22 protein-coding genes are annotated in these 18,802 nt (G+C 42.9%); 15 read left to right on the top strand and 7 right to left on the bottom strand.

Going from position 1 to position 18,802, the window contains the following annotated elements; genetic code table 11:
* Positions 1-194: 194 nt before the first annotated feature.
* The 7 genes from DKT73_RS09380 to DKT73_RS20530 all read left to right on the top strand — a co-directional run bounded on the left by DKT73_RS09380 (position 195) and on the right by DKT73_RS20530 (position 3,210).
* The gene (locus DKT73_RS09380; protein WP_111638295.1) at positions 195-653 is read left to right on the top strand and encodes a hypothetical protein; all 459 of its coding nucleotides are present in this window, start codon (positions 195-197) and stop codon (positions 651-653) included.
* Positions 654-908: 255 nt separating this feature from the next.
* Positions 909-1,205, top strand: a complete 297-nt coding sequence (locus DKT73_RS09375) for a class IIb bacteriocin, lactobin A/cerein 7B family (RefSeq protein ID WP_111638294.1) — start codon at positions 909-911, stop codon at positions 1,203-1,205.
* 329 nt (positions 1,206-1,534) lie between these two features.
* Complete coding sequence (locus DKT73_RS20190; RefSeq protein ID WP_198666579.1) at positions 1,535-1,738, top strand: transposase family protein; 204 nt, start codon at positions 1,535-1,537, stop codon at positions 1,736-1,738.
* A 238-nt stretch (positions 1,739-1,976) separates the two neighbouring features.
* Entirely contained in the window at positions 1,977-2,228 is a 252-nt protein-coding gene (locus DKT73_RS20185) for a hypothetical protein (protein ID WP_198666578.1), read from the top strand.
* Positions 2,218-2,463: a hypothetical protein gene (locus DKT73_RS20180; RefSeq protein WP_198666577.1), complete on the top strand. Its 246-nt coding sequence runs from the start codon at positions 2,218-2,220 to the stop codon at positions 2,461-2,463. The genes DKT73_RS20185 and DKT73_RS20180 overlap by 11 nt, the downstream gene beginning before the upstream one ends.
* A 339-nt stretch (positions 2,464-2,802) precedes the next feature.
* Positions 2,803-2,949: a 2Fe-2S iron-sulfur cluster-binding protein gene (locus DKT73_RS20535; RefSeq protein ID WP_111638293.1), complete on the top strand. Its 147-nt coding sequence runs from the start codon at positions 2,803-2,805 to the stop codon at positions 2,947-2,949.
* Between the two features lie 9 nt (positions 2,950-2,958).
* Entirely contained in the window at positions 2,959-3,210 is a 252-nt protein-coding gene (locus DKT73_RS20530) for a 2Fe-2S iron-sulfur cluster-binding family protein (protein ID WP_111638292.1), read from the top strand.
* 751 nt (positions 3,211-3,961) lie between these two features.
* On the opposite strand, the gene DKT73_RS09350 is transcribed toward DKT73_RS20530, so the two are convergent.
* Entirely contained in the window at positions 3,962-4,504 is a 543-nt protein-coding gene (locus DKT73_RS09350) for a DUF3237 domain-containing protein (RefSeq protein ID WP_111638290.1), read from the bottom strand.
* 211 nt (positions 4,505-4,715) lie between these two features.
* Positions 4,716-5,117, bottom strand: coding sequence for an NUDIX hydrolase (locus DKT73_RS09345; protein WP_111638289.1), 402 nt, complete (start codon positions 5,115-5,117; stop codon positions 4,716-4,718).
* Between the two features lie 111 nt (positions 5,118-5,228).
* On the opposite strand from DKT73_RS09345, the gene DKT73_RS09340 reads away from it, so the two are divergent.
* On the top strand, positions 5,229-5,648 hold the full coding sequence (locus DKT73_RS09340) for a tetratricopeptide repeat protein (protein WP_111638288.1): 420 nt from the start codon (positions 5,229-5,231) through the stop codon (positions 5,646-5,648).
* Between the two features lie 20 nt (positions 5,649-5,668).
* On the top strand, positions 5,669-6,247 hold the full coding sequence (locus DKT73_RS09335) for a 3'-5' exonuclease (RefSeq protein WP_111638287.1): 579 nt from the start codon (positions 5,669-5,671) through the stop codon (positions 6,245-6,247).
* A gap of 174 nt (positions 6,248-6,421) precedes the next feature.
* On the opposite strand, the gene DKT73_RS09330 is transcribed toward DKT73_RS09335, so the two are convergent.
* The 4 genes from DKT73_RS09330 to DKT73_RS09315 all read right to left on the bottom strand — a co-directional run bounded on the left by DKT73_RS09330 (position 6,422) and on the right by DKT73_RS09315 (position 8,295).
* Positions 6,422-6,919 (bottom strand): fasciclin domain-containing protein, encoded by a 498-nt coding sequence (locus DKT73_RS09330; RefSeq protein ID WP_111638286.1) that lies wholly within the window; start codon positions 6,917-6,919, stop codon positions 6,422-6,424.
* 170 nt (positions 6,920-7,089) lie between these two features.
* Positions 7,090-7,521, bottom strand: coding sequence for an acetyltransferase (locus tag DKT73_RS09325; RefSeq protein ID WP_111638285.1), 432 nt, complete (start codon positions 7,519-7,521; stop codon positions 7,090-7,092).
* A gap of 172 nt (positions 7,522-7,693) precedes the next feature.
* Positions 7,694-8,020 (bottom strand): type II toxin-antitoxin system RelE/ParE family toxin, encoded by a 327-nt coding sequence (locus DKT73_RS09320; protein ID WP_111638284.1) that lies wholly within the window; start codon positions 8,018-8,020, stop codon positions 7,694-7,696.
* Complete coding sequence (locus tag DKT73_RS09315) at positions 8,020-8,295, bottom strand: type II toxin-antitoxin system Phd/YefM family antitoxin (protein WP_111638283.1); 276 nt, start codon at positions 8,293-8,295, stop codon at positions 8,020-8,022. The genes DKT73_RS09320 and DKT73_RS09315 overlap by 1 nt, the downstream gene beginning before the upstream one ends.
* Positions 8,296-8,522: 227 nt before the next feature.
* Here DKT73_RS09315 and DKT73_RS09310 point away from each other — a divergent pair, with 227 nt between their 5' ends.
* The 3 genes from DKT73_RS09310 to DKT73_RS09300 all read left to right on the top strand — a co-directional run bounded on the left by DKT73_RS09310 (position 8,523) and on the right by DKT73_RS09300 (position 10,249).
* Positions 8,523-8,744, top strand: coding sequence for a TA system antitoxin ParD family protein (locus DKT73_RS09310; protein ID WP_111638282.1), 222 nt, complete (start codon positions 8,523-8,525; stop codon positions 8,742-8,744).
* On the top strand, positions 8,737-9,027 hold the full coding sequence (locus DKT73_RS09305) for a type II toxin-antitoxin system RelE/ParE family toxin (RefSeq protein WP_111638281.1): 291 nt from the start codon (positions 8,737-8,739) through the stop codon (positions 9,025-9,027). Before DKT73_RS09310 ends, DKT73_RS09305 begins: the two co-directional genes overlap by 8 nt.
* A gap of 280 nt (positions 9,028-9,307) precedes the next feature.
* Positions 9,308-10,249 (top strand): hypothetical protein, encoded by a 942-nt coding sequence (locus DKT73_RS09300; RefSeq protein WP_111638280.1) that lies wholly within the window; start codon positions 9,308-9,310, stop codon positions 10,247-10,249.
* 1,264 nt (positions 10,250-11,513) lie between these two features.
* Here DKT73_RS09300 and ppsA read toward each other — a convergent pair.
* Positions 11,514-13,910 (bottom strand): phosphoenolpyruvate synthase, encoded by a 2,397-nt coding sequence (gene ppsA, locus DKT73_RS09295; RefSeq protein WP_111638279.1) that lies wholly within the window; start codon positions 13,908-13,910, stop codon positions 11,514-11,516.
* Positions 13,911-14,148: 238 nt separating this feature from the next.
* Here ppsA and ppsR point away from each other — a divergent pair, with 238 nt between their 5' ends.
* The 3 genes from ppsR to rlmB all read left to right on the top strand — a co-directional run bounded on the left by ppsR (position 14,149) and on the right by rlmB (position 18,791).
* Positions 14,149-14,952 carry a phosphoenolpyruvate synthetase regulatory kinase/phosphorylase PpsR gene (gene ppsR / locus DKT73_RS09290; RefSeq protein ID WP_111638278.1) on the top strand — a complete coding sequence of 268 codons (804 nt, stop codon included), beginning with the start codon at positions 14,149-14,151 and terminating at the stop codon, positions 14,950-14,952.
* A gap of 410 nt (positions 14,953-15,362) precedes the next feature.
* A complete protein-coding gene (gene rnr / locus DKT73_RS09285) occupies positions 15,363-17,918 on the top strand; it encodes a ribonuclease R (protein WP_111638352.1) in 2,556 nt (851 codons plus the stop codon).
* 105 nt (positions 17,919-18,023) lie between these two features.
* Positions 18,024-18,791 carry a 23S rRNA (guanosine(2251)-2'-O)-methyltransferase RlmB gene (gene rlmB / locus DKT73_RS09280; protein ID WP_111638277.1) on the top strand — a complete coding sequence of 256 codons (768 nt, stop codon included), beginning with the start codon at positions 18,024-18,026 and terminating at the stop codon, positions 18,789-18,791.
* The last annotated feature ends 11 nt before the right edge of the window (positions 18,792-18,802 follow it).

Raw genomic sequence — 18,802 nt, 5'->3', positions numbered from 1 at the left:
AACTCCCCCTTGCTGACTCGATTTTTAAATACGAAAAACGGTGTCAAGAATAGATGAAATAGAACCCCTACATCTGTCAGATTTTAAAATAATTATTTTGTTTATATAATGTTGATGGGGTTTTAAATTAAAATAACGGATGGAAGGTGTTGTTTTTTTTATTGGGAATTATATAAAAAATAGAGAGAGGTGATATGAAAGAATTACAAGCTGAAGCAGAGAAAGTTTTTAAAAAGCATGATTTTTTTATGATTTTTTTTGGTAAATTTAGTGTTTTAGGTTTTGCTTTTATTTTCTTAAATGAAGAAATGAAAGCAATAGGTGTGGTTGATAAAATAATTTTTTATTTTGATGTTTTTTTTTCTATTGCACTAGTTTGCACGGTTTTTTTTGGAGTTATGATAAACTCTTATGCAGTCGGAAAATATGAAAATGATAATAATATAAGTTATATTAAAAATCCTGTAAAAGTTATTTTGCTCGAGCTTACGGTTTATTTTTTAATGATGTTAGCTGGATTTTTTATGCTTTACGTTGTGCCTAGATACTATGTTGAGACTTATAGTCAAATTGTTTATGGTTTTGTATTTATAGGTTCTGGTCTGTCTCTTTTTTATTGGAGTTGTTTTTGTTATCTACGAAAAAAAGATTAATTTTTGGTTGAATTATGTGTAGATTGGAATTTATATTTTTTTGTCGTTTAGCTGAGTTAGAAGGTCTATGGATTTTGTCCTTTGGTTTGTTGTTTTCTTTTATAATTAATCTAGGGTTTAGATTTTTTTATTAAGTTTTTTAGGGAAGAAAACGCATTCGAAAGCTATAACTCTCTCCGGCGTAATAGGTATTTCTTTATCTATAGTGTTGAGGGGATTAGTTTTCTTGTGAATATATTGTGTAAGGAGGATAGCATGAGAGATCTTACAATTAGAGAGCTAGAGTGTGTGAATGGTGGAGTAGCTCCTGTCGTAGTTGCTGCCGTTAGAGGCGTTGTTGGTGGGGTGGGCGGTGTCGGAAGTTACGTAGCATCATCATCAATTCAAGAGCAGCCAATGAGTTTTTCAGGAGCTGCTGGTGCTTTTGTTGCTGGGGCTATTACAGGCGGAGGAGCAAGCACAATTAGGACTGGCATAATATCTGGTACTGCTGGTGGACTGACAGTAAACGCTTTAGATGGGACTAGTTATTCTGATGGAACTGGCTACTAGTTATTATAATATTTTTTAATGTTTATGAATGGAAGTATATTTTATTTAAAATAAATGAGACGGATTTATAATATTTTTCGTACTATATTTTTAATAAAATGTTGGGAAGCAAATCAGGCCTGTGATTGAGGTAGGGCGAATGCAAAATTTTGGTTATATAAAAATACCGTTTAGTTTGATGCTGAGTGATGACAGGGAGTAACAGGATTTAGAAGCTATCTTGTGCTTGGATTGACGCGAATTCACTGTAATAGGATGTCCCATTGGAACTCATTCACTGTCCTGGTCAAGTTCAAGAAATGCGTTCACATATCAACTAAGTCTACCCAGTGCAGGAGGTCAGCTTTCTATTACTAGTCGCCCTTAGTTGTGGCCATCAGGGCTGGTCTGATATCGAAGATTTCGGCAACGGCAATCTGGAGTGGCAACGACGCTATTTTCCTTATGAAAATGGCATTCCAACTTGCCAAAATATTGCCCGTATCGTCAGAGCTATTGTACCGGAAAATTTGCTGGCCGCGCTGGTGGAATAGGTAAACCAAAACCGACAGCGAAACGGTCAGGTGATCATCGCTCTAGATGGTAAGGACATGAAAGGCGTGCAACGTTATGAAAAACATCGTTAGGTCAGGTATCGGCCTTCGATATTCAGGAAGGCTTGGTACTGTATCATAAGGCCACTTTCGGTAAAGGGTAGGAAATTGAAGCGGTCCGTAGCCTAATTGAGTGCCTAATTATTGAAGGCTGTATTCTGACAATGGATGCCCTGCATTGTCAGGCAGACACCTTAAGCAGGTTGTAGACAAAGACGCAACGGCACTCGTGCAGGTAAAGAAGAACCAGTCCAAATTGTTTGAGGCGGTGGACGACCCCTTTCTGGCATATTGGAAGAAGGAGGAGGTTGATCAAGTTTCTTTGACGACCTCAAAAAAAGGGCATGGTAGACAGGAAAAACGCACACTTTATCAATTACCGCTGAGCCTCAGCGGTGAGCTTAAAAAAGAAGTGGCCGATGTTGGTTAGCGCCATCGCGGTCACCCGAGAGCGCTGTTTCAAAGGTGTCTGGTCTTATGAAGCCGCCTATTTTGTCTGTACTGGAGAGCCCACGCTGGAAAAGGCGATGCAGGCAACAAGAGGGCATTTGCGAACGGAAAATCAGCAACATTGGGTGCTGGACGTGGTGTTTGGTGAAGGTGCTCAAAAAACATATGTTGGAAAGGGGCCTGAAAAATGGCCTGCTTCAGACGACTGGCGATGAATTTACTGAAAAAAGATTCGACTAAGCTGTCGAATCCAAGAAAGATGAACAAGGCAAAGTATGATCATGACTATCGTCATAGGTTACTGTTCTCAGAATTCTGAATATGGGTTATATCGATATAGCGAGAAGTTTGCACTCGCCCTGTGTTGGCGGGCGTCAGCTTGATTCGACAAAAAAAGCGATGTAAGTCGATTAAGCTCTGATAACACTTAAATGTTGAAATTTAGTAGGGATAATAAACCGTCTACTGTTTGAGTAGTGGAGGGTTTTAATAATAAAAAATATCTGTAGAATATATTTTTCATAAAGTATAGGGACGTTGAGGTGTGAATTATTATGGCAAGTTATTCTATTAGTTCAAATGCAGGCAGTTTTGAGTGTGATGATGGTTATTATTTACTTGATGCAGCTGAAGACAATGGTATTAAATTGAAATATTCTTGTAGGGCTGGGTCTTGTTCTACATGTCTCTGCTTTAGTTAAGATATAGGTATGTATGATGATTCGGATCAGTCCTTTCTAAGCTCTGAATGGCAAAATGTCGGTTTCTTTTTAAGTTGTGTAACTACACCAAAAGGTAGTATGTCTTTTGTTGAATGCGATGAGCGCTTATTATCAATACTTGATCCTTCGTGGACTGGAGAGGACAGTAATGGGGCTGCTATGTGGCGTTACTTTTTTGGGCATGGTGAACCGATGGAGTTGGGGTTTATGGCAAAAAACGCTTTAGAAACAAGTTTTTGACAGCTTCAAGCTGAGGCTAATATCATTGCTGGAACAACGGCTATATAGGGGAATTATGGAGTGGATTTAACTTATAGTGCTGGTTTCGTTAATTTGCATGTGGGTAATACAGGAGTTCATTATAGAACTGTGTGCTCTGACGGCATGTGCACCACACGATTTACAGGGTTTGTTCAAGCACAGGGTGATCGAATCATAGGGCCTGATTGTTTTCAAGAACCTCTGACGTATATAGGAATTATTGGAGAGCTACCTAGAGGAACACCGTTTCCTTATATGCCCCATATATGGGAAATAACGTTTCCAAATCCAGGGTATCCAGAAAAATGATTAGTGAAATCATAGGACAACTATTTATCTATAGCTGCATTAAGGCTGTTTTATTTAATGTTGGGGTTGTGGTTTTTTACAATTATATAGCAAAAAAACCTAATGTTTTTACAAGTATTATTGTTTGCTTTTTGTTGTCATATTTAATAATTACTCTTCCTATACAGGGGATATCAGATTACTTTGAATGGAAGATGTATACATTTGATATTAATGGTGACAGGATGTTCTCGGCTGAAGAGACCACTCAAAAACTAATATACTATCAAAGAGTTTTTATGGATGATTTAAATAGACCTATGGACATTGTTGTTCGTTTTCTATCCGCTATCTTATGCTCTTTATTTTCGAACTTACTTGTTTTTTTAGTATCTTTTATTTCTAAAAAGATACTAAAAAACATGCCTGAGGAGCGACACTTTTAAAGCAGTTGCCACACTCGAATGATTACTGCTGGATCTTCGTTATAGTTATCGGCTCTATCTAATGTGCCTAGAAAGACGGATTTATTCATCCATTCATAAGGGCTGCCGATCGGAGCTTCGAAGCTTAATACGCTTCGGGCATAACGATTATTTGGGTCTTCTTTAGTGGGTTCTGGGCTAATGGTAACTTTGTTTTGAACTAAAATCACAAAGCCATCATCGGTTTTTAGTGCGTATTTTGCATCTAATTCTTTACTGCCATCGGGTCTACCCAGCTGCCAGTCACCGCCGCCAGATATGACTTTTCCTCTCATCGATGGCCCTGCAAACTCACCACCTGTTATCCAAATAATACCACGTTCACCGTATTTGCTTTGTCCAACGGTGACGCGCTCTTTGTCTATTGTTACGCGGGATTCGTAGACGAATTTTGTTGTAAAGCGGTCGTCTCTGTTCGGGTTTTCATCGGCGGCTGATACAGCAACACTGCTGATTAAAAAGATTGAACACATTGCTATGTTGTTCATGATTTTAAACATACTTGTTCTCCATTTTTATTGTTATTGCCCTTGTAATCTAAGCGCTGCTTTTATAAAAAAGCATTTTGAGAATAGAGGTATGATGTTTGTCTTTGTAATTGTTTAATCGATAAATGATATTGATTTTTGCGATAAGCGAAATATCCCCGTTATTAATCTCTTAGGCTCAGCATTCACTCGAAAGGGTCTTATTTTACGTCGTCATATGAATTTACAGGGTTACTAATGACAAACTAAGCCTTCGATACTCTGCCAGCGCCACTTTATCCGCCTCGATATCAAGTGGGTTTGCCTTAAGCGAATGCCAAGCGACTTCATCCGCTTCTAGTGAGACGATGGTGCCTGTCCATTCTGTGATGACATAATAATGAATGAGTTGAAGTTCCCCTGTGGGGTGGTAAAGGGAACATAAATGCACATAATTTGTTGGGACTATGTCTAGCTCTTCTTTCAGCTCTCGTAATAGGGCTTGTTCCTGTGTTTCACCATGTTCCATATGGCCGCCAGGAATCGCGATCAGATTGGGGTCGTATTCTTTGTCTTTGGCGCGTTTTTCTAACAATACCTGATGGTCTTTTAGTAAGATAAAAGAAACGCATTCATGAACTTGCATTGAGATAGCTCCCATTATTTTTTAAGATCCCAGCGAAAAGCTGTCATAAATCCTCTATTAAAATTACCATACTCGCTATGACATAATCGAATGCCTTAAACAGAGTGATATATGAACACCAAAATATACAAAGAAGTGCTTTTTTTAGCCAAAGAACTCATGACCTGTGCGAACAAAAAAGACCAAGCTGGTTTTGATGCCTATTACGCAGAATTAAAAGCCATCTGTGATGACAACGATGGCACAGACAAAGATCATCCAGTTCAATGGGAAACCCTTGGTGACTTTACCGATGATTTAGAACAAGCGATTGCTGTCTATGATAAAGCCTTAGTAAAAGCCGCCGCAATCAACTCAAAAGACTACCTCTCTTCTATCGGTTTCTCTGCCGCTCAACTCAAAATTGAGCTTGGTGATACCGCTGGTGCCATTGAATACCTAGAGCAAGCCAAAATTCACAGCAACAAAATTATCGATAAAGAGCTAAAAGCGGAAATCCACGACGTACTGTTTGACCTGAAAAAAGCCTAAAAAACATTAGAGAAAAAAGAATGGAACGTCCTACCAAGGAACAAATCAGCGAATTACCCTTATACATTGGCCTTGGTCTTTCCGATATTTACATCGTTGAAAACGAACTCGACGCAGCACAAGCCATAGACGCCCTAAAAAGCGAAATCAGTCTTGGGTTCGATACTGAAAGTAAGCCGATCTTTCAAAAAGGAGAGGTCGGCCCCGGGCCGTCATTGATCCAACTGGCAACCGAAACAAAAGCCTTCCTCTTCCCAATCCGATTTCCTGCTGCTGTCGCAGCTGCTAGAGAAATATTAACCAATCAAAAGATCCAAAAAATAGGTTTCGGCATCAAAGATGACAACAAAGAGCTGCGTAATAAGCTCAATATCGACATAGTCAATACGCAAGACTTGTCCATCACTTTAAAGCAACTGGCTGGAGAGAAAAACACCATCGGCGCCTGCGCCGCCGTCGCCATGGTACTTGGAAAACGTCTTGGTAAAGGTGCCCAAAGATCCAACTGGGGCGCTTATCCACTGAAAGAACATCAGATTCTTTATGCGGCCAATGATGCTCATGCTGCTATCTGTGTGGAGAGAGCATTGAGTAAATAAAAAATAAAAACGTTTTCTTTTTACTATTTAATTTAAAGAAATTCCTGTTGTTTTTAATGATTTTATAAGGGATGGATGCTTTTTATTAAAATGCGAAAAACACAGAAGGAAAAATAGTATCCCTCTGTGTTTTTTTTTAAATGGTATTAAATATGTATTATTACTTAGGGCCTATTATTTAGGCAGTAATACGGTATCGATTACATGAATTACACCATTGCTTGCGGCAACATCAGCAATAACGACTTTGGCATCATTAATCATCACATTACCACCACTTGCTTTAACCGTCACAGCTTGACCTTGAACGGTAGTTGCACTGTCAAGTTTTACCACATCTGCTGCAGTAACTTTGCCAGCCACCACGTGATAAGTTAAAACAGCAACGAGTTTGTCTTTGTTTTCAGGCTTTAACAGCATTTCAACTGTCCCGGCAGGCAGCTTAGCAAAGGCTTCATCGGTTGGAGCAAAAACAGTAAATGGGCCTTCACTTTTTAGTGTGTCAACAAGACCACCCGCTTGCACCGCAGCTACAAGCGTATTAAAGGAGCCATTTTCAACTGCGACATCAACAATATCTTTTTTCATGCCATGATTATCTGCATGAACAACAGGTGTAAATATAAAGCTAGCAGCGATAAGTGGCAAAGTAGCAACTAATTTCTTTAACATAATATTTTCCTTTTTGAGAGAGTAGTGTTTTTGTTCAACACTTTTAAATACGATGCTAATAAAAAACTGGATCAAAATAATTTTAAAAAAATTAAAAATAATAAATCTGAGGAGGAAGGTGCTTTAAAAGAGTGAGGAAAAGACGCCCAGTGCTTAGCCGTTATAAAGTTCTATCGCGTCATATGTAACAGTGGATATGGCTTGCCCTGACCATCCACTGGTGATCTGCCGACCACTCTAAAGCCAATATGCAGGTAAAAACCTAGAGCTTGCTCATTTTGTTCATTGACGTCGACCTTTGACGCTCCTTGTTCTTTGATAGCATGGGCTGACAGCATGGCACCAATGCCTTTTCCGCGTGCATCCGGTGAGATGAACAACATTTCAATATTACCGTCATGGACACCGCAGAAGCCTTGGATTTCGCCATAGGCATTTTTAGCGCACCTCAACTCAACGGCATCAAAATACTGTTCTAAAATTAACGGCTTTAACGCTTGTAGATCCTCTTCAGCCAGAAAATCATGAGTGGCCCTGACCGAGGACTCCCAGATTTCTATTAGCTTAAGATAGTCTGCTTTTTCTACGGTTTCGATATTCATGATCAAACTCGATTAAACATTGAATAGTTAAGGGTCACATAGTGGTGTCGCCACAGCTATGACGCTCTGTTTAGTGGTGGTGTTTCTACAGGAGCGGATTTGTCATCACACGTCAGAGAAATCACAACTAGATGGCTGATTTTTTTAATTTTTCATCTGACCCTTTATTCCCTTAGGCTTTGAACAAGCGGCGTTCGATAAGAGACTGCATATCACGACGACCGTCCGCGATTACCATGACATAAACAGACTGCGGACTCATTTGGTAAATAATACGGTAGGGTTTGAAATAGATTTCTCGATACTCCCGTAGGCCAACAGCTAGCAACTCATTTGGGTAGGTCCCGCGCTCGGGATTATCGGCAAGGCTTAAAAATGCCTCTTCAATTTTGTCTAGAACGTAATCTGCTTTTTCTGGTGCATCATGAGTTTCGATATACTCGTATAGAGCCTCAAGATCGTAAGCGGCATCATCAGTGAGAAAAACCTGATAGCTCATTAGCGGCTTTTACTCCGGTTACGAAGCTTGGCGACAACGTCACCAGCAGGCTGAACTTTACCTTCTTCTATCTGACGTTGACCCAGGGCCAATATCTTAAGTAGCGCCATAGTTTCTTGGGTTTGCTCATAGCTTTTGATGTCTTGTATCACCGCCTTAGCTTCACCGTTTTGAGTGATCACAATAGGTTGCATATTCGTAGCCAGGTTACGCACGACCTCAGCAGCATGAGCTTTCAAATAGCTAATAGGTTTGATTTGATCTGATAACTTCATAAATACCTCTTTGTTATGACCAAATATAGTCCTTAAACAGGTCGTCGGTCAATGAGAATAGCTTGGATAGGGCGGTTGTACTCATGATAGCTTCACTTAGAGTTTAGTTTTTTCTCTTTTAAATGGAAGGACGGATGATGTGGAATACTGGAGTATATCGGTGATGCGTGTTGCTGCATTTGTGGCTATTTGCTACAGTTCTTATATAACACTAAGGAGATTTTATTATGTCTACAGCAAGTATTCGACTTGACCAAGAACTGGTTGATAGAGCGGTCATCATGGCGAAAGCCTTAAACCGAACAACACCTAAGCAAATTGAGCACTGGGCGAAAATCGGTGAAATGATGGAAGATAACCCAGATTTACCTTATGAATTTGTAAAACAAGCCATCATTGCCAAAGCGGAAAAAGAAGCCGGAAAACTTGAGGAATACAGCTTTGGCTAACATTACTCAAGTTCTTCAAACAACCACATTTAAAAAAGCGGTTAAAAAACTGCATAAAAACCAAAAAGCAGATCTAGATAATGCAATCAGAGAATTGATTGAGTATCCGCTTCTAGGGCAACAGAATAAAGCCGATTTATCCTTCCTTCGTGTCTATAAATTTAACATGGTGAAACAACTTACATTACTTGGCTACAGCTACGAAGATGGCACAGTGACACTCGAACTCATGGCGTTAGGCACTCATGAAAACTTTTATCGTGATATGAAAAATATCGTATGAGCAGATATGAAGTGACGGCATAGACTGCTTTTGATGTAGTGGGGAAGGGGTAACTGACTCTGAAGCTCCATCAGATTGCACAATCGGCTCTATAAAAGAAATGACTTTGTTGTAGGGCGTTGGTCTTCGTAGGGCACATAAGCGGAGCGTAATGTGCCGTTGAACATTAGGGCAGACAAACATGTTTAATTTTTATCTGGGATTAATTGCTTCACCATCCCTTGACAGTAATTCATCAAAACGCTGATATACTGCTGACATCAACCAACAAGGGCGTGGCATGGCAAACAACAAAACTCTTACCGAACATAAGTGGTTCAAATGGGCTCTATGGGGGCCGATCGCTACAGCAGTGTTCTTTATCGTGATCATTGTTATTTGGGATAACAGCCAACAGTCTTTGGATTGGGGGCTGTCCTCTGCACACATCAACGATGCCATTGGCCGATTGAAACTCCCCTTGGCAATCGCGTCGCTGGCCTTTCCTTTGGTGGCATTAGTGGCTTCTCACCATCGTTCGGTTCAAACGGCTGCTCAAATTATGAGAACAGATAGGCAGATTCAGGCGACAGAACAAAAGAATGCCTTTGAGAACAACATTAAGCATAGAGAGACGTTTAAGGAATTACTTGAAAAGGAAGAAAAGTTGTGGCGAATCAAATTTCATGACGCTAATAAGCTATACGAAAATATTTTTAGTCAAAATGACTTCCGTTATTTTGGGTTCTATGCGGATGATATGAAAAGAGATGTTTTTTATACTTCCTGCACAGATGAAGAAGAGAAAGTTGCTAGAAACACTTGTTTTGTTACACCTGTACTGAATGAACTTACACTTTGTCTGAGGCTTTTTCGGGAAAGTTCCTGGCAACCGTATGAAGAAAACGAGCTGCTTAAGGTAAACGAGCTGCTTAAGTTAATTTTCAACACTCTTCATGAATTTGATATTTTGGTTGGTTCATCAGATAGTCGTATATTGGAGTATGCAGCTGAGGAAGATAACGAGGATTTAGTGGTTTGGCATCCTACGCGTATTCATCCTTACATGAATCAGATGTTTGATTTTTTAGGAAATTCTTTTGTTGAAATCATTCACTTCAGTTATAGCCCTGAATTTAGGGATAATGAACAATATAAGGAGATGTTTTGTAAGTTTAATTATGAACTTAGCGAAACAAGAAGTACCTTTAGGGATGTGGTTTATCAATATAATCGAGAATAAAAAAACGTTTAGGCGCTAGCAAAAAGTTACCCGCTCAGCAGAGCGGAATAAAGTTTGGGAATACAAAGTGTTTGAATAGAGCATGAATTCCATGTCGGGCTGAAGCCTCGACTTACAATGAAAGCTTCGCTTTCAACGGCGCATTACAATTCGTTCATGACGCCCTACGAAAATCTAGTCTCTATGATGAATTCAGTTTGAAGCCTTTTCTAAGAGAGAGTTGATTGCGCGATTTTATGGCGTTTCGGAGTCAGTTAAAAATCCCCTTCCTTAAGCCTGTAAAAACAATCTATGCCTTACGATAAATAAAGGTTGGGAATGCAAAGCGTTTAAATGGAGCATGAATTCCGTGTCGGGCTGAAGCCGCGACCTACAATGAAAGCTTCGCTTTCAACGGCGCATTACACTTCGTTCATGACGCCCTACGAAAACCTAGTCTCTATGATGAAGTCAGTTCGAAGCCTTTTCTAAGAGAGAGTTGATTGCGCGATTTTATGGCGTTTCGGAGTCAGTTAAAAATCCCCTTCCTTAAGCCTGTAAAAACAATCTATGCCTTACGATAAATAAAGGTTGGGAATGCAAAGCGTTTAAATGGAGCATGAATTCCGTGTCGGGCTGAAGCCGCGACCTACAATGAAAGCTTCGCTTTCAACGGCGCATTACACTTCGTTCATGACGCCCTACGAAAACCTAGTCTCTATGATGAAGTCAGTTCGAAGCCTTTTCTAATAGAGAGTTGATTGCGCGATTTTATGGCGTTTCGGAGTCAGTTAAAAATCCCCTTCCTTAAGCCTGTAAAAACAATCTATGCCTTACGATAAATAAAGATTAGGAATGCAAAGCGTTTAGATGGAGCATGAATTCCGTGTCGGGCTGAAGCCGCGACCTACAATGAAAGCTTTGCTTTCAGTGGCGGATTGCGGTCGTACCTCCCTTATCACGCCCTACGAGTAGCAGTACGGTATTGGGTATAAATTTGCATCGATTGACAAAAGTTACACGCCCAGCTTTTTCCTGAATTAAGGTGCGGAATAAAGGTTGGGAATGCAAAGCGTTTGAATGGAACCAAAGAAAACCAAAAAAAAGCCCCGCAGGGCGGGGCTATAAAACTAGAGAGTGGCGCTCATAAATGACTATGATAAGGCCACGTGCTGCTAACACAGCACTCTGTTCTAACAATCTATCTTTCAATAGGTCGTTAGACGCAGACTTTTTTCCCGTTACGCCATGTCTGGTATTACTGCGACGTAACGGGAAGATTTCTTTAAATGGCTTTGCTGCTTAGTTCGTTGTTTTTCAGTACTTCATCAAGGTGTAGCCAGGTTTCGATGACGGTGTCTGGGTTAAGAGACATGCTTTCGATGCCTTGGGCGACGAGCCAGTCGGCGAAGTCGGCGTGGTCGGATGGGCCTTGGCCGCAGATGCCGACGTATTTTCCTTGTTCACGACAAGCAGTAATGGCCATTTTGAGCAGTTTTTTAACCGCTGGATTACGTTCGTCGAATTTGTCGGCGATCAATCCTGAGTCGCGGTCGAGTCCGAGTGTTAGTTGGGTTAAATCGTTTGAGCCGATTGAGAAGCCATCGAAGTATTCTAGGAACTCGTCAGCCAGTAGGGCGTTTGACGGCAGTTCGCACATCATGATGACTTTCAGGCCGTTTTGACCACGGGCCAAGCCTTGTTCTGCAAGCAGTTCGGTGACTTGTTGTGCTTCTTGCAGTGTGCGGACAAACGGGATCATGATTTGTACGTTGGTTAAGCCCATGTCGTTACGCACGCGGCGGATGGCTTCACATTCTAGGGCGAAGCAATCACGGAACGAGGCGTCAATGTAACGCGCGGCACCACGGAAGCCCAGCATGGGGTTTTCTTCATCTGGTTCAAACAAGGGGCCACCAACCAGGTTGTGGTACTCGTTTGATTTGAAGTCAGATAAGCGCACGATCACGGGTTTTTTAGAGAAAGAGCAAGCCAGTGTCGCGACGCCTTCGACCAGTTTGTCGACGTAGAATTCCACCGGACCTGAGTAGCCGGCGATGCGGTGGTTGATCTCTTCTTGCAGAGCCGGTGTCATGTCTGCGTAGTTCAACAAGGCTTTTGGGTGAATGCCGATCATGCGGTTGATGATGAATTCTAGGCGCGCCAAGCCAATGCCGGCGTTGGGTAACATGGCAAAGTCAAAGGCGCGGTTTGGGTTACCCACGTTCATCATGATTTTCACCGGTAGTTCTGGCATGTTGCCGACTTCCGAGGTGATGATGTCGAAAGGCAATTCGCCTTGGTAAACAAAGCCCATGTCGCCTTGTGAGCAAGACACGGTGACGATTTGACCGTCTTTTAATACTTCGGTGGCGTCGCCACACCCTACCACGGCTGGAATGCCGAGTTCACGAGCGATGATCGCAGCGTGGCAAGTACGACCGCCACGGTTGGTGACAATCGCGGAAGCCCGCTTCATGATGGGTTCCCAATCTGGATCGGTAATGTCGGTTACCAAAACGTCACCCGGTTGGATGCGATCCATTTCAGTAATAGAAGACAATACTTTTACGGCGCCTGTGCCGATTTTGTGACCAATGGCGCGGCCGGTGATCATCACCTGAGAGGTTTTTTTCAGGTTGTAACGTTCCATGCTTTGGGCATTGGCTTGGCTACGGACGGTTTCTGGACGCGCTTGGACAATGTAAATTTTGCCGTCGATACCGTCTTTCGCCCATTCAATGTCCATTGGACGTTTGTAGTGTTTTTCGATGATGCACGCTTGGCGAGCAAGGTCTTCAATTTCGTCGTTGGTTAGGGCAAAGCGGTTTTGGTCGTCCAGAGCAACAGGAACGATTTTCACGAATTCGTCGTTGCCCGCTTCAGCGTATTCCATTTTTTGTGCTTTGCTGCCTAGGCTCTTACGGACAACCGCTGGGCGGTTAGCCGCCAGTGTGGGTTTATGAACGTAGTATTCATCTGGGTTGACTGTGCCTTGTACAACCATTTCACCAAGACCGTAAGCGGCAGTGATGAAAACCACTTCGTCAAAGCCGGATTCTGTGTCTAGGGTGAAAAGTACACCAGATGCGCCGATGTCACTGCGGACCATTTTTTGAATACCAGCGGATAAAGACACGCCTTGGTGTTCAAAACCTTGGTGAACGCGGTAAGAAATCGCACGGTCGTTAAATAGCGAAGCAAACACGCGCTTAATCGAGGCTTTGATGTCTGCTAAGCCTTTCACATTGAGAAAGGTTTCTTGCTGGCCTGCGAAAGACGCGTCTGGCAAGTCTTCTGCTGTGGCAGAAGAGCGCACGGCAAATGAGGTATCGTCGGCGTTGTCATCGCAAAGGATGGCAAAAGCCGCTTCGATCTCTTGGTCAAATTCGGTTGAGAAAGTGGCGTCTTCAATCCATTGGCGAATTTGTACGCCTGTTTCGGCAAGGGCGTGAACATCGTCTACGTCCAATGCGTCCAGTGCTTGATGGATCTTGTCGTTTAGGCCACTTTCTGTAATGAAGCGTTGATAAGCATAGGAAGTGGTTGCGAAACCGTTTGGTACTTGAATACCAAGGTCTGTCAGGTTGGAAATCATTTCACCTAAAGAGGCGTTTTTGCCGCCTACTTCACCGACATCTTCCATATGAAGATCTTTAAACCACTTAATAAATTTGCTCACAAGAGACTCCCATTATTTTTTCTTATTAAAAGAATATGGCTGGTTTTGCCAAAAGATGGCTGGTTTGCCAAGCAGACGTCAGGCACAGATCAAATCGCTGTGGGCTCTTGTCAAAGCGCTGAGTCTGGGTTCATTGTATGTAGGGTCGTTGCTTTGAATAAAATCGATTATTCGATGTAGTTTTATTTCAATCGAAAAAACGAATGTCGTTAGATAACAACAAAAATGGGAAAAACGCATGAAAGTGTACTTTGTATCAGATGGGACAGCGATCACCGCTGAGGTGTTTGGATCGGCGATGTTGTCGTTTTTTGATGTGGCGGTGGAAACCAAAAGTGTGCCTTTTTTGGCCACCAAAGATCAGGCGGAAGGCTTGAAGCAGCAGATTAATCTGGAAATGCAACAAGGCATTGCTTTGCTGGTGTTTTATACCATTTCCGATGCCGCTATTCGCGAGATTATCGATTCTTGTGATTGTCATTGTTACAACTTGTTTGGCGATTTATTGTCGCCGATTGAGCAAGCTTTGGGGGTCAAAGCTCAGCCGACAGCACGGAAAGCGCATGGTATGAAAGAGGGCGTTTATGATGCTCGAATAGAGGCCATCAACTACGCGTTGGCGAACGATGACGGGGCTTCAGTGAAGAATTTTGCCGAGGCGGATATTATCTTGTTGGGGGTGTCACGCTCAGGCAAAACACCAACCAGTTTGTACTTGGCGATGCAGTACGGCATTAAAGCCGCAAACTACCCGATTACCGAAGATGATTTTTCTACTCCAGGTTTGCCTAAGGTGTTAAAGGATCATAAGAAAAAGTTGTTTGGTTTGACCATAGATGCTCAGCGTTTGCACGAAATTCGTACGGGGCGTATGGCCGCCAGTAAATACGCTTCGTCGCGTCAGTGTCGCTATGAAGTGGACGAAGTGGAGTCTTTATATCGGCAAGAGCGTATTCCTTTTTTGAATTCGACCAAGCTCTCTGTGGAAGAAATTTCCACCAAAGTGATGGCGGAAATGAATTTGGTGCGTCACAGACAGTGAAAATGCATGGCGAAATGATCAGGTATTTCGATGGGTTCATGGTTTTTGCTTGAAATTTAGACAAATAATTCATCAAAATATTTCAGTTAGTCGAAAAAGGCATAATGCGTGCTAGAAAAAAACGTTCAAATAGCGAGTAATAAGACTGGTTTGTTGTGTAATTACCAAATTTATCCCGACAGAGTGTGCAGATAATGCTAAGAGCTACGCGAACTTGAAGAGTATTTGGTGAATATGCTCTATAATGACCATTAATTGAGCGCGTCAGTGGCAGGCTAGAATTGATAGCAAGGTACGACAAATGCTCTGAATAGTGAGATGTTCATATTTCTATTTTATAAAAAGGGCGTCTTATTGATAAAACCAAGGATAAAAATACATTGAGTAATAATAAAATTAACGACCCACATATGCAGCGAGAAGCGTCTAAGTACGATAACCCCGTACCGAGCCGCGAATTCATTTTAGAATTTCTTGCCACCCAGAATAAAAGCATGGGTCATTTAGATCTATGCGAAGCGTTTTCGCTAACAGGCGAAGACGAAATTGAAGCCCTCCGTCGACGTCTCATCGCCATGTGCCGAGACAATCAAATGACCAGCAATCAACATGACGAATATTCGCCGATATTGGAAAGCGACCTGATTGAAGGGTACGTTCAAGGCAATAAAGAAGGTCATGGTTTCTTGTTGCGTCAAAATGATGACGACATTTTCCTATCTGCCCGTCAAATGCAGAACGTGATGGATGGCGATAAAGTCAAAGCACGCCTTTCTGGTCGCAGCGTGAAAGGTCGCCTAGATGGTGTGGTGGTTGAGGTGCTAGAACGTAAGCACACCCAGCTTGTTGGCAGATATTATGAAGAGAGCCGCACGGCTTTCGTCACACCTGAAAATCCTCGTATCGCCCAAGATATCTTGATCACCACAGACTCGGGTTTGTCACCGAAACACGGACAATATGTGTTGGCTGAAATCGTGACTTACGCGGAACGTGGTAAGCCTGCCCAAGGCCTAGTGAAAAAGGTCCTTGGTGACTTTATGGCGCCAGGCGTTGAAATCGAAGTGGCCATGCACCGCTATGAAATCCCTCATGAATGGCCAGCTGCGGTTGAAAAGCAAATCAAAAATTTCAGCACAGAAGTCGCAGAAGAAGACAAAGCGCATCGTGTCGATTTGCGTGATACGCCTTTTGTGACGATCGATGGCGAAGATGCTCGTGATTTCGATGATGCGGTGTATTGTGAAAAAACACCGGGCGGTTGGAAGTTGTTCGTGGCGATTGCCGATGTGTCGCATTATGTCAAAAAAGACACAGCATTAGATGAAGAAGCCATTGTGCGTGGTAACTCTGTCTATTTTCCTGGTCGTGTGATTCCCATGCTGCCGGAAGTTTTGTCGAATGGTTTGTGTTCACTTAACCCAGACGTAGATCGTTTGGCAATGGTGGCGGAAATCTCCTTGACGAGCAAAGGCAAAATGCGCGGCTTTAAGTTCTATGAAGGTATTATTCGTTCTCACGCACGTTTGACTTATACCAAGGTCGCGAAAATGATCGCTGACGAGCCAGAAGAGCAAGGTATTGAGTTGCGTGAACGGTATGCTTCGATTGTGTCGCACATTGATGATTTAAAGGGTTTGTATCATGTGTTGAGAGACGCTCGTGATGAACGCGGTGCGATGGAGTTCGATACGGTCGAGACTCGTATGGTGTTTGATGAGAACTCTAAAATTGAGCATATCATTCCCGTTGAACGTAATGATGCTCATAAACTGATTGAAGAGTGCATGTTGTGTGCGAACGTGGCAACCGCTGAACTCTTGATTAAAGCGAATTTGCCTGCTTTATATCGCGTTCACGAAGGCCCTAAAGATGATCGTTTATTAACGCTGCGAACCTACCTCGGTTTGCTTGGTCTTGAATTAACTGGCGGCACTAAGCCAACTCCTGCTGATTATGCTGCTCTTTCCGAAAGCATTAAAGATCGTGCAGACGCGCGCAGTATTCAAACCATGATGTTGCGCTCTATGTCTCAGGCCGTGTATCAGCCGGATAATGTTGGGCATTTTGGCTTGAATTATGAGGCGTATACTCACTTTACGTCGCCCATTCGTCGTTACCCAGATTTGCTGGTTCACCGTGCGATTCGCTATTTGATTCGTGGTGAAGGTCGTCCTGCGGTGCGTCAAGCACACCGTGTGGCCGGTAGCTTAGAGATTAAAGCGCGTAAAATTTACGGCTACACCGATGCCGATATGGACAGCTTAGGCGAGTCTTGTTCCCTGACTGAGCGTCGCGCCGATGAGGCCACTCGTGATGTGGAAGCCTGGTTGAAATGCCAGTACGTTGAACAGCATTTGGGCGAGCCCTTTGATGGGGTTGTCACCGCGGTGACGTCATTTGGCTTGTTCGTTGAGTTGCAAGGTTTGTTTGTTGATGGTTTGGTGCATATTTCAGGGCTTGGACAAGATTACTTTGTGCATGACATGGAACATCAGGCGATTATCGGTGAACGTACAGGGCGTGTTTTCCGCCTTGGTGATACCTTAAAAGTGCGTGTTGCCAGTGTCAATTTGGAACAGCGTAAAATCGACTTGAGTTTGGATGAAAATACAAGCCGTCAGCCACGTAAAAAAGTCGAACGCAACGAGATGACCGAGCTTGAAATGCAATTAGCTCAGTTACCGCCTATTGAACTGGGCGGTCGTCCTAAGCCTAGAACTGTCGCTAAAGCGGAAGATGCTAAGTCGAAAGAGAAGGGTGGCAAAGCCGCAAAAGAAGGCAAAGAATCTGACGGCAAGGCAAAGAAAAAGCGTCGTTCCCCCGTGTCTAAAGGCAAACGTGTTAGACAGAAAAAATCGGGTACGGTTTCGGCTAATGGTAAGCCTGCTGCGGCAGTTGCTAAAAAGCCGAAGAAAGCTAAAAAGCCGAAAAAGAACAATGCCAAACCAAAAGCAAAAGACTGATCTGAAAGCTGTGATCTTAGCTTTTTAGATGAATAACTTTCTAGATGAGTAACGTTCTAGATGAATAAAATGGGGGCATATGCCCCCAAATTAATAGAGTAGATAATGTCAGATTTAGAATGGATATACGGCATACATGCCGTGGAAAATGCGTTGACTCAACAGCCTGAGCGTATCAAAGAAGTGCGTTTTCAAGAAGGCCGTGATGATAAGAAAACTCAGCGTTTAATACAGTTGTGTAAAACAGCGAAAGTGCGCCACAGTGTGGTGCCTCGTCGCGACCTAGATCAATTATTTACGGCCACTAAAGACCGTGTGGTTCACCAAGGTGTCGTGGCTTATACCACGATGAATAAAGCCGGTAACGAAGCGGATTTGCATACTTTGGTTGCTGGCTTAGACGAAAATCCTTTGATTATTATTCTGGATGGTGTGACCGATCCGCATAATTTAGGCGCTTGTTTGCGTAGCGCTGATGCGGCGGGCGCTCATGCGGTGGTCATGCCAAAAGATAACTCTGCGCCTTTGAATGCCACCGTGAGTAAAGTCGCTTGCGGCGCGGCCGAAAGCATTCCGGTTTATGCGGTGACTAACCTTGCTCGTACCATGAAAAAGTTGCAAGACCAAGGCGTTTGGATTTTTGGCACCGCGGGTGAAGCAACACAAACCATTTATGAACAGGACTTAACCATTCCAACGGCCATTGTCATGGGCGCAGAGGGCGATGGCATGCGTCGTTTGACTCGTGAGCAATGCGATTACCTAGTGAAATTGCCGATGGCGGGTGTGGTATCGAGTTTGAATGTGTCGGTAGCGACAGGTGTTTGTCTCTACGAAGTCGTGCGTCAACGGGCTGTTAAGGCCAAGATCTAAGGGGCAAAAAG

Source organism: Marinomonas shanghaiensis (assembly GCF_003259175.1).
Taxonomy (GTDB): Bacteria; Pseudomonadota; Gammaproteobacteria; order Pseudomonadales; family Marinomonadaceae; genus Marinomonas; species Marinomonas shanghaiensis.
The sequence above is the reverse complement of the archived record's forward strand: the minus strand, read 5'-3'. Positions and strand labels throughout refer to the sequence as shown.